The sequence below is a fragment of the Wolbachia endosymbiont of Atemnus politus genome (assembly GCF_013309895.1).
In genome coordinates, this window is record NZ_JAAXCS010000037.1 from 1 (window position 1) to 11,543 (window position 11,543).

At 36.7% G+C, this 11,543-nt stretch carries 7 protein-coding genes and 6 pseudogenes; 3 read left to right on the forward strand and 10 right to left on the reverse strand.

Annotation, left to right across the window (positions count from 1 at the left end):
- Positions 1-125: 125 nt before the first annotated feature.
- The 6 genes and pseudogenes from HET73_RS03485 to HET73_RS03510 all read right to left on the reverse strand — a co-directional run.
- Positions 126-717: pseudogene (locus HET73_RS03485) on the reverse strand (Mur ligase family protein); the annotation flags it as partial.
- A gap of 18 nt (positions 718-735) precedes the next feature.
- Positions 736-912, reverse strand: coding sequence for a hypothetical protein (locus HET73_RS09840; protein WP_174134021.1), 177 nt, complete (start codon positions 910-912; stop codon positions 736-738).
- Positions 866-2,149 (reverse strand): annotated as a pseudogene (locus HET73_RS03495) (trans-sulfuration enzyme family protein). The gene HET73_RS09840 and the pseudogene HET73_RS03495 overlap by 47 nt, the downstream one beginning before the upstream one ends.
- The gene (locus tag HET73_RS03500; RefSeq protein WP_174134022.1) at positions 2,124-2,408 is read right to left on the reverse strand and encodes a BolA family protein; all 285 of its coding nucleotides are present in this window, start codon (positions 2,406-2,408) and stop codon (positions 2,124-2,126) included. The pseudogene HET73_RS03495 and the gene HET73_RS03500 overlap by 26 nt, the downstream one beginning before the upstream one ends.
- Positions 2,409-2,549: 141 nt before the next feature.
- Positions 2,550-4,393: pseudogene (dnaK, locus tag HET73_RS03505) on the reverse strand (molecular chaperone DnaK).
- Positions 4,394-4,480: 87 nt separating this feature from the next.
- Positions 4,481-6,247 (reverse strand): annotated as a pseudogene (locus HET73_RS03510) (Rne/Rng family ribonuclease).
- A gap of 174 nt (positions 6,248-6,421) precedes the next feature.
- On the opposite strand from HET73_RS03510, the gene rpmG reads away from it, so the two are divergent.
- Complete coding sequence (rpmG, locus tag HET73_RS03515) at positions 6,422-6,622, forward strand: 50S ribosomal protein L33 (protein ID WP_174134023.1); 201 nt, start codon at positions 6,422-6,424, stop codon at positions 6,620-6,622.
- A 17-nt stretch (positions 6,623-6,639) separates the two neighbouring features.
- Positions 6,640-6,918: a helix-turn-helix domain-containing protein gene (locus HET73_RS03520; protein ID WP_246209934.1), complete on the forward strand. Its 279-nt coding sequence runs from the start codon at positions 6,640-6,642 to the stop codon at positions 6,916-6,918.
- Between the two features lie 290 nt (positions 6,919-7,208).
- On the opposite strand, the gene HET73_RS08060 is transcribed toward HET73_RS03520, so the two are convergent.
- The 4 genes and pseudogenes from HET73_RS08060 to HET73_RS09845 all read right to left on the reverse strand — a co-directional run bounded on the left by HET73_RS08060 (position 7,209) and on the right by HET73_RS09845 (position 11,019).
- A complete protein-coding gene (locus tag HET73_RS08060) occupies positions 7,209-7,763 on the reverse strand; it encodes an efflux RND transporter periplasmic adaptor subunit (RefSeq protein WP_343033073.1) in 555 nt (184 codons plus the stop codon).
- 747 nt (positions 7,764-8,510) lie between these two features.
- Positions 8,511-9,547: pseudogene (gene cydB / locus HET73_RS03530) on the reverse strand (cytochrome d ubiquinol oxidase subunit II).
- Positions 9,548-9,560: 13 nt separating this feature from the next.
- Positions 9,561-10,735, reverse strand: a pseudogene (locus HET73_RS03535) (cytochrome ubiquinol oxidase subunit I).
- A gap of 83 nt (positions 10,736-10,818) precedes the next feature.
- Complete coding sequence (locus HET73_RS09845) at positions 10,819-11,019, reverse strand: cytochrome ubiquinol oxidase subunit I (protein ID WP_410543546.1); 201 nt, start codon at positions 11,017-11,019, stop codon at positions 10,819-10,821.
- A gap of 206 nt (positions 11,020-11,225) precedes the next feature.
- On the opposite strand from HET73_RS09845, the gene HET73_RS03540 reads away from it, so the two are divergent.
- On the forward strand, positions 11,226-11,387 hold the full coding sequence (locus HET73_RS03540) for a hypothetical protein (RefSeq protein ID WP_174134024.1): 162 nt from the start codon (positions 11,226-11,228) through the stop codon (positions 11,385-11,387).
- The last annotated feature ends 156 nt before the right edge of the window (positions 11,388-11,543 follow it).

The window sequence follows — 11,543 nt, forward strand, 5'->3', positions numbered from 1 at the left end:
AGTCTGCTCCTAACAGCCAATCAGAGACGCCGTAGGTATCCACCCTAGGTATCCGCCTTTGGGACTCAAAATGGGGTTTTTTCAATGTAAAAAGTGGCGTAGTACTTAACATTTCCTATACTACTTTTGTTGCCACGTTTCTCAGCTACCTCAAGCAATTCATATATATCCGCATTCAAAATTGCTGTTTCTCCTTCTGGTAGTACCTCGTAAAACAACCTTTTCTTAGCCTCAAAATAATAATCGATGTCCTTATGATAATCCAAATGATCTCGCGGGAAATTATTAAAAGCCGCAGCAGTTAGCCTGAGTCCATGGATTCGGCATTGGTCAATGCCATGGCTTGAAGCTTCCAATGCTAAGTGTTCTACGTTCTTATTATTTATATCACGCAATGTGGAATAAAGGTCATCTGTATCTGGAGTGGCAAGGCTATTATATTTTCTTTCATTATTGATACATGTTCCGAGCCTTCCGATAGATGCAGCATTATAGCCAGCGTTTTGCCACACTTGGCGGCAAAATTCTATCACTGAAGTCTTACCATTTGTACCCGTTACAGCAATAACATGTTTCGGCTGTTTGATTTAATAAAACCTGCTGACTATCTTAATGTATATTTCTTGAGGTTTTGGATGGAAGATGCAGGCGTCACGCACTGAAATACCTGGTATGTTTTCTGTCATCCAAGTAGCGTGACACCTGGATCCAATTGGAAGAATCCGGACACGTGCTCTAGATTCCAGCGTCACGCGCTGGAATGACACCAAAAAGGCGATCAGAAGACATACAAACAAAATGATAATCTTCCTTAACTCTCTTGGGATTACACGTGACACCTTTGATTTCAACATTAGAGTTTACATCAATAATGCGGAGCAGTAATTCTCTTAGTTTCATGCCCAACTTCATTGTTTTGAGAGTCTAAACATGGTAGCCTTTCTAGCGCAGCATCCAAATCAGAGATTAAATCTTCAGGGTCCTCTAGTCCACAAAATATTCGTACGAAACTTCCATCATAACCTGAATTCATCACAGACCTTGACATAGATTTACGATCTATTGGTAATATTAAGCTATCGCATCCTCCCCAAGAAGCACCTATACTAAAAATTTCATATCACAACCATATAGCTTAGCTCTTCACATGAGAATATTCTCTATTCAATACTATACTGAATACACCACTTGCCCCTTTGAAGTAACCTTTCCACAATTCGTGCTGAGGATGGAAAGGAAGTGCTGGATATAAAACCTTTTTGACTTTTGGATGTTTTTCTAGCCATTTTGCCACTGCCATTGCTGTGCTATGCTGCTTGTTCATGCGTGTATACAATTTCCTAAGTCCTCTGTGTGCAAGGTAACAATCGTGCAATTGAACAGTAACTCCATAATTTTTGTAGCTCTCATAAAGAAATTTAAAAATTTCACCTTCAGCAACAATAGCTCCCATCAATAAATCCGAGTGACCGGCTAGATATTTTGTAACTGCATACAGTGCAACATCAATTCCGTAATCGAGCGGCTTAAATAACAAAGAAGTAGCCCACGAATTGTCGCAGATGGTTACGATCCCGTGTTTCTTAGCAACTTTTACTATGTGTTCTATATTTGAAATTTCAAATGTTACAGAGCCAGGAGTTTCGATCATGATGAGTGAAGTGTTATTTTGAATCAAATCAGCTATATTCTGTGTTGGATCATAAAAAGCTACTTCAATTCCCCTTCTCGGCAGCTCATTTTCGGCAAATCTCCCAAGTCGATAATAACTATTATCTTGAATTAAAACATGCGAACCTGTCTTAGCGAAAGTCAGAATGGCAAAAGTAAGTGCAAACAATCCGGAAGAATAGATTAATGCTTGTCCTCTACCCTCAACTTCAGCAAGCGCATTTGAAAGATAATGAACAGTGGGAATACCAACATTACTGTAACTATAATTCCTTGCAACGCCATCGTTGATCACATCGTAGATACTCTCCCCATTCGCTGCATTTAAGTAGTTTTTGTAAGTAGGGAATATATGGTTAGAAGAATGATAAACTGGTGGGTTCATAGAGCCTCTATAGTCATTAAACTTTCTTCCTGCTTTAACCAACAAAGATCCTTCTTTCAAACTTTTATTATTTATTCTTTGAATTGTATTCACTTTGCGTATACAATTGAAGAGAAATTGCCTGTACTCGCTCTATCTCACTCTTCAACAATTCATAAATCAACTTCTGCCTCTTTAGAACACTCATTCCAACAAAGTCGTCAGATATTAATATAAATCCAACGTGTGAAGGTAATGTTGAAGGCGAAGAAAAATAGTGTTCCGCATGTTTAACAGACTCATCAACGATGTTAACATCAACTACATTTATTGCATTGCGTATTTTTTCTTCTATTGCCTTAATGATATTCATAAATAGCTCCTGTCATCCAAGCAGCGTGACTACTTGGGGTCCATATTCTTTTTTTCTGGATTTCAGCGTCACGCGCCGGAATGATAAGAAAGGAGTACGTCAACTACTTATTCTCTTCTTTATTTTTCTCTGTCCTGATAATTAGAATCCACCATCTTCACCTTGTTGCTGCTGGGACTCCTTATACATAGCTTCTCCGAGTTTCATAGATAATTGAGAGAGATTAGTAACTTTCTGCTGTATTGAATCAGTGTCATCAATGTTATCAGATTTGCTAGCTTCTTTTAACTCATTAACTGCACTTTCAATAGCAGATTTATCTTCTGATGAAACATTATCACCATACTCTTTCAGAGACTTTTCTGTAGAGTGGACTAAGCTGTCTGCCTGGTTCCCCACCTCAATAAATTTCTTGCGCTTCTCATTCTCTTGCGCTTTTTCTTCAGCTTCTTTCACCATACGATTTATTTCATCCTCAGATAAACCACCTGAAGACTGAATACGTATTCTCTGCTCTTTTCCAGTAGCTTTATCTTTCGCAGAAACGTGTACTATACCATTTGCATCTATATCGAATGACACTTCAACCTGAGGAACCCCACGAGGAGCAGGTGGTATTTCTTCTAAACTAAATTGGCCAAGCAGTATATTATCAACTGCCAATTTTCTTTCTCCCTGATGCACCTTAATGGTAACAGCTGTTTGGTTATCTTCTGAAGTTGAAAATACCTGAGATTTTTTAGTAGGAATGGTAGTATTACGCTCAATATGTGGAGTGAACACCCCTCCTAAAGTTTCAATACCAAGAGAAAGTGGGGTCACGTCAAGCAATAACAGATCTCTTACATCAACTTGAATGATTCCTGCCTGTATTGCAGCTCCAATTGCTACTACTTCATATGGGTTCACCCCTCTATGTGGATCTTTACCAAAGAATTCTTTAACTTTCTCTATTACTTTTGGCATGCGAGTCATCACGCCAACAAGCACTACTTCACCAATCTGACTAGCAGACAACCCAGCATCTTCAAGAGCTATTTTGAAAGGAACAATAGTCCTTTCAATTAAATCATTCACTAAGCTCTCAAGTTTTGCCCTTGTTAATTTCATATTTAAGTGTTTTGGACCACTCGCATCAGCTGTAATAATTGGCAGGTTTATTTCCGTTTCCATTGCACTTGATAATTCAATCTTCGCTTTTTCCGCAGCTTCTTTGATTCTTTGCATAGCCATTATATCATTTTTCAAATCCATGCCATTACTTTTTTTTAATTCATCTAGTAGATAACCTACTACTGCATTATCAAAATCTTCACCACCAAGATAAGTATCACCCCCCATTTGTAGCTTTTACCTCAAAACTCCGTCACCTAATTCAAGTATTGAAACATCAAATGTACCACCACCAAGATCATATATTACTATTGTGTGTCCATGTTTCTTATCAAGACCATAAGCAAGTGCTGCAGCAGTCGGCTCATTAACTATCCTGAGTACATTCAATCCAGCAATTTTTCCTGCATCCTTTTTTGCTTGGCGCTGAGAGTCGTTTAAATACGCTGGCACTGTTATCACAGCATCCTTTACTTCTTCTCCAAGATACGCCTCCGCTGCTTCTTTCATGTTTTGTAGTATAAATACACCAATTTGACTAGGAGAATATTCTTTATTATCAGTTGTTTTAACCCATGCATCACCACTTTTTGCCGAAAACACTTTATAAGGTACGTTTAGATTTTTTATCTCAGGATTACTATATTGACGGCCTATTAATCTCTTAGTAGCAAAAAAAGTATTGCTTGCATTTGTGGTTGCCTGTTTTTTGCAGGAGCACCAATCAACCTCTCCCCTGATGAAGTAAATGCAGCTATAAATGGAGTAGTTCTCGCTCCATCTTTATTTTCTATCACCTTTGTGTCTTTGCCCTGCATTATCGCAACACAAGAATTTGTCTTTCCAAGATCTATACCTATTTCTATTCCCATAATGAATACTCCCTTGTAAATGTTATCCGATATAAGAAAATATAAGTATAGAGCTCGTTAATTACAAGTCCCGTTTAGGATTTCTAGTTAGCCATTAGAACTCATAGAACTCAAAAGTCGTAAAAGCCACCTAGTTAACCAAAAGTTGTTTTGCAATCCACCAGAATTATCAGCTTTTTCATTGTTGCTGCTCTCAATACTGTAACCAGAGCTTTGCAATGGTTTACAATCACTTACATTAACGTCATCTCTCCGCGTCAAAATGAATGCATCTATACTCAAATTTTGTTATCAGCACTAACGCTTAATTTAATATTAAACTGTTTTTCGATCGTAGAAACTGTATCTCGCTTATTATTAAAAATATGTGCTAAAATTAAACCATGTGCTGCCAAATCAAATGATCTATTCCGATTTCTACTAGCAACGTGTTGCAAGTCTCTCAATATTAATGCAACAATTACTTCATTTGATTTTATTTTACCAACCCCGTTACAGTGTAAACATTCTGTAGTGTTAATTTCCTGTATGTTTGACTTAATCCTTTGCCTTGAAAATACCATGAGACCAAAGTCATTTGTGTAGCTAAATTGAACTCTAGCCTTATCATCCTTAAATGCCTGCCTAATAAAAAATTCAACAGCTCTACAATATTGATACCTCAACATATCAATAAAATCGACCACTATCAATCCTGACAAGTCTCTTTAATTTACCTGCCTTGATATTTCAGGTACTGCTTCCATATTGGTTCTATAGGCTGTTTCTTATATACTACCCTCCCCTGTCATTTTTCCTGAGTTTACATCTATCGAAACAAACGCTTCAGTCAAAGTTATGATCAAAGACCCACCAGACGACAATTTTACCCTACCAGATCCTCGACTCCGTAGTAAGTAAAGATCGGAATAAAACCACTATACAACCTATAACGCAACTTACTACCTTTTAATGCATTCCTAGCATATTGCCTCACTGCTTCAAAAGCTTCTTTCCAGATGCTACAACTTGTACATCATTGCTACAGAAATCACGAATAGATCTCATAATCAGGTCTGCTTCGTTATAAATCAATGACGGAACACTCACAGAGGAAGGATTTTCTTGAATATTCTGCTACAACGAATATAAATAATTGTAATCCTGCTCAATTTCTTTTTTACTTTTCCCCAACCAACGGTTCTTATTATTAAACCTGACCTTTTTGGTAATTCTATTGAACTCAGTATATCCTTTAACTGCTTTCTAACATTGTCATCCTAAATTCTGCGGGACACTCCAATTTTGCTCATGGAATTTGGCATGAAAACACAATACCTACCCACTAAAGTTATGTATGTTGTAAATGAAGCCCATTTATTACCTCGTTCTTCTTTAGTTAGCTGAACCAACATTTTTTGATTGACCGAAATAACATCTTGTAATTTGTACCTCTTATATAAAGGTACTTCTCTTACAAAACCATTACCATACTCGTTAACATTCTTATTATCTGTAGAACCTGAAGAAACATTTGCTGATGCGTCGTCACCTCTCTCTGCACAATCATCACTTGAATAGCTCTCACAAAGAAAGTTTCCTTTTCATTTTCTGGAATATTAAAATAATCCAGAGATATCTCAGAAAAGATTAAAAAAAACCCTGCTTATTCTTCCATATTCAATAAATACAGCTTGCAAAGAGGGCTCTATACGCTTTACATAGGCAATGCATATATTACCTCTTAACTCCCTTTTTTTCCTTGAATTCCTGGTCAAACTCTATAACCTTGTTATTGACTGACAAAGCAACTCTCACCTCATCAGAGCAGATAGAGTTTTCTATTAATAGTAACCTTTTATCACTATTTGCCACTTATTTGCCGTTTGCATTTTGTTCTGATACTAACTTTATGCTACTTAGTACACTGCTGACTGCCAAGAATTTTGCAATATATTTGTAATTTACATCGCTTAAAGATACGAAATGGTTGAGCTTTAGCGTTTTATATAATAAAATTTACACAGAATTTACATTATTATACGAAGTATGGCAAAAAAGAATGCTTCTTTGCTTGTTAAGTTAGTTAGCAGCGCTACCAAAATAACAAGCACTAGTGAAAAAAAATTGACAGGTTATTTTTATATAAAGAAGCGCAACCCAATAAAGCTCACCAGAAAATTGGAGTTTAGAAAGTATGACCCAGTAGTTAGAAAGCATGTGCTATTTAAAGAAGAAAAATTAAAGTAACTTTTATATAAGGAAGTTTGTCATTATGCAAAATTTACAACCAAGTTATAGTGATAGAGCTGGGTGACATAAAATATACAAAACTAAAATTAATAAAGGTCGTTGCACGGCTAATAAATAAGAGATACAGAACGCAGAAAAAAGCAGCAACTGCCCTAAAGATTGATCAACCTAAGGTATCTCAAATTAATAAGTCAAAAATTGAAGGGTTCTCTTTAGAATATTTGCTTAACTTACTAGTTGCACTGGATCAAGATATAAACATGAAAATAAAGCATAATTCCAAATTTACATAATATAAATAAGATTCACCTTAATTTATATTGCATACAGCACCCATAAAAATTTCGCAAAATCTACACTTAATAAGTTTTCTTAGATTATCAACAAATACACAGCTATAGGGATTATGCTAGATTGGCATCAAAAGTGACTCTTAGGGGACTTGAACCCGTGTTACTACTGTGAAAGGGTGGTTTCCTAACCATTAGACGAAAGAGTCAGTATGATTAACTAATGTTATATTGATTATTCATATAAAGTCAATTCAATTGTTTTAAATCGTAAACAATCTGATGAGAAAAAACTAAACCTTATCACCAGGCTTACCAAGCAAGTGGCCTAAGGCTATTAGTTTTATAGGTTTACCTTCTTTATGTGCTACCATCCAAACTCCATCGCTCTCGTGGTCAACAATCTCTATTGGTATAAACACCACATAATTATTGTTGTCAACAATTTTTATCCCAAGAACACCTTCGTCACTTAAGATTAGAGCTGAAGAAGGAATTTTATATGAAAACTTTTTGCCTGAAGGTAGTCTTACACTGGCAGTTAATTCCTGCAAGGCATTAATTTCATTATTAGTTATCTTTACATCTATCCTATGAGATCCAGTCTTATGCTCAGCAACTTTACCGGTGAAACTCACTTTACCCTCTAATTCCCTTCCGTCGAGCAAAATAATTTGAGCTGTACTATCTAGCACTATCTTACTTATTTCACTCTCTGAAACGCATAGCACCACAAGAATTTGATCAAAATTAACTATGTCAGTTATCTTTTGCCCAGCGTTAACAAAATCTCCTTCATTTGTGTTGATCTTATCTACATAGCCATAAATAACCGCATTAGCCGCAATATTTCTAAGTCTAACTCCAGCCCTTTTAGGTTGGCTTTTGCACTTTGCAGTGCAGTAAAAGCTGCTTCTACTTGCATTTGCGCCCCGTGTAACCTTTTTTACTCAGCTTGACAGAAGAATCATATTCAATCTCGCGCTGCTTTAAAAGCGCTTTGGCTCCCTCAACTTGCTCAGTTCGTCCAAAATCTTATATCTTTAACACTATATCATTCCTTTTCACCTTCTCACCATCAGGTAAATAAATAGCAGTATCCTTACCACTTTATTCTGAAATAAGGATAGCTCTATGGAAGGGATTTACCGTACCAGTAAAATTCAAATATATAGTGCGACTTTGTGGCTTGCACTCCTGAATCTTTACTGAAAAACTACTAGCTACAACATTACTATGAACTGCTCTATTTTTCCTCAAAAACAAACTGTTGATAACAAATAGTAAAACAAGAATGATACTAGAAATAATGATGATTTTATTCCTCATCTTTAAGAATTTAATCTATTGATCAATTTTGTTAAGAGCAACCGCATAAATTTTCGAATCAGGAATATAAGTATAACATACTTTATAAATAGCCCTGTAAATACTGTTATTCAATTGAGAACAGCAGAAACTTGCAAAAATCAACTATAAATTAAGTCAGCTAAGTTAATATCGATACCGTTAATAAACTACCGACCCACGAAACAACAAACCACAGCCATTGTTTAGCCTGAGGATGACGCTTTAACCATGAGATTACTAACTTATTAATATATGTGCTCATCACTTGATTTCCCACGAAAGACATAATAGGAATAACCAGTGTAAGTTAAAATAAGTGGTAAAAGTGGTATCGTAACAATCAACATCAAAGATAAACTTGGGCCAGAAGCAACCGCATCAAAATTAGTATAGTGAAAGGGTATAATCCACGGATATATACTAATTCCCAAACCTAAATATCCCATGAAAAAAAATAGAAATACTAAACAAAAATGGACGACATTTTCGTCTATCATTCTGTAGATCAAACCACAGCATGAAAAATAACCAAGATGTGTGTGTGTGTGTGTTAGTAGTGGAATAAAAAGTAAATAATAAAAATTCGGTACACTAAACCAAAAGTTATTGATACCTTCATCTAAAAATGGTGTCACTACACTTACTAGTGCCATAAAAATGCCCACAAAACCAAGTGCATAGAAAGCAACCTTGCGTGCCCATCCTTGTGTTATATTTTCCGTCTTCATTATGAGCTATGTAGAACCTAAAACCGCATACCCAAATATCACAGCAATGCCTGTCATCACACTAAACGCACTTGCCCAATCAAATTGGCCGCCAGAAAAGTTGCGGCCGCTTACTTCGACACCATGTACAAATGCACCTAAAATCACGCCTTGGCAAAATGCAGCACTAAGCGATCCATAATGAAAGGCATAACTCCATAGTAGTCTAGATTTGTCTTCTGCTTTAAAATAAAATTCAAAGGATATTTCACGCATGATAAGGCCAAGTAGCATGATAATTATAGGAATATAAAAAGCAGGCATTAATATTGAATAAGCAAGAGGAAAGACAGCAAATAGCCCGGCGTCACCCAGTACCAACCATGTTTCATTCCCATCCCAAAATGGCGCGATCGAATTTATCATATGATCACGGCATTTATCTGATGGTGCAAAAGGAAGCAAAATACCAACACCTAAATCAAACCCAACATTAGAACGTAAAATAAAACGGCTGTGGCTATTAGCAATCCCCAGATTAATAGCAGGTTAATTAATGAAGAAAAATCAAACATGGTCGCTGCCCTTTCAAGATTCAATCACTGAAACTCCTATACCGTGTTTATAAAATTGCTCTTCTTCTTTAATGACAAGAATTCCCTTATATATCAGCTTCAAAATATAATAACTACCTGCTCCAAATATAAGATCATACATAACAATAAATGCAATCAAAGACCATGCAACTTGAGGACCAGTAATCGCAGGTGAGAATGATTCGATTGTGCGCACAACCCCATACACAGTGTAAGGCTGACGGCCAATTTCAGTAGTAAACCAACCTGCAAGTAACGCCACGAACCCAGAAGGCATCATTAACATCCACCATCCATGTAAAAAACAACTTTGGAATAACCTGTTGCGAAAGTATTGTATAACGCTAATTAACCTAATCATAATCATCAAAATCCCAATTCCAACCATTATACGGAAGGACCAAAATACCCATATTACAGAAGGTCTATCTTCATTTTTTCATTCTTTTAATCCCTTTACCTCTCCTGAAAAATCGTTTGTTAAGATCAAACTGGCGAGATTAGGAATTTTTATTTCGTAGTGATTAACTTCATTTTCCTGGTCTGGATAAGCAAATAAACGTAGACCTGCACCCTTTTCAGTTTCCCATATACCTTCCATTGCAGCAATTTTAGCAGGTTAATGCTTTAATGTATATAGTACATGCATGTCCCCTATAAAAAGTTGAAATGGTGCAGACAAAGCCACCATAAATGTTTCCATACTAAGCATAACTCTTGCCTGAGGAACATGTCGCTTTCTCCAAAGATAGAATGCCCCTACACCGCCCACCACAAACGCTGTTGTAAGCTAGGCTGCTGTTACCATATAAACAAAACGGTAAGGAAAAGAAGGATTAAAAATCACTTTCAACCAATTGGTTGGCTATAGAAGCCCATTCTCGCCCATTAAGAATCCAGCAGGTGTTTGCATCCAACTATTAGCTGCAAGAATCCAGAAAGCTGAAATAAGCCCACCGCAACGATACAAGTAGAAGCAAAGTGCATACGAGGACTTACCCTATTCCATCCAAATAACATAATGCCTAAAAAGATGCTTCGAGAAAATAAAGCTGTTAAAATTTCAAAGCAAAATAGAGGGCCAAGAGTATTAGCCACACGGTCAGAAAACACTGACCAATTAGTACCAATTTGGTAAGATAGAACCACTCCAGATACCACTCCCATACCGAAAGCAACAGCAAAAATCTTTATTCAGAATTTATAAATATCACGGAAATGTGTATAGCCAGTCTTAAGCCAACACCATTCTAAAAAGCTAGAAAACTTGCGAGTCCGATTGTGAAAGCAGTAAATATAATATGAAAGCTTATTGTAAATGCAAATTGAATTCGGGCTAGTAACAGAGCAGACATTTTACTTAATACTGAATTGACGCAATCCTTGTTTCTAGAAAGAAGCCATTCTTTTAGAATTTCCCTCTCCCCCCTTTCCCCCCAGGCGGCTGGCATTCCAAAGTTGGGGGCGAGGTGACGTCAGATCTTTCTAGAACTCGCCTACCATTGGCTAAGAACGCTCTGAGGGCGGGGCCAGAGGAGTGACGTCATTGAGAAAAGACTCGAATCGTCTAGAAAATTCGTCAAGGTTTTAAAAGGGCTGCGGATGTCAACTTTGGGACAGTGTATGTGAGAATCTGTGTCCGAACGCCCGCGGTTGTTTGCCTGGAATTGGCTCGCTGGATTGTGCCGGGCTGCGTGGAATCTCCCCTTTGTTGACGGCGTTTTTGGCGATTATTGGAACCATTAGAGCTGCTGGAATGCTTGGCCATCCTTGTGTGAATTCAAGTCTACTGGGTGCTAGCACGAACAAGGTACTGTAGATTCTTTTATTTTTTTATTACTCGGGCCCTTTTTCTTTTTATATATAACTTTTTATTCTCTTTATTGTAATTATATTTACTAATTTTATGTTTATTACTGCAAATAAAAGTGCAGCTGAATCCCTTACGAACCCTGAGTACTGTCTTAATTAATTT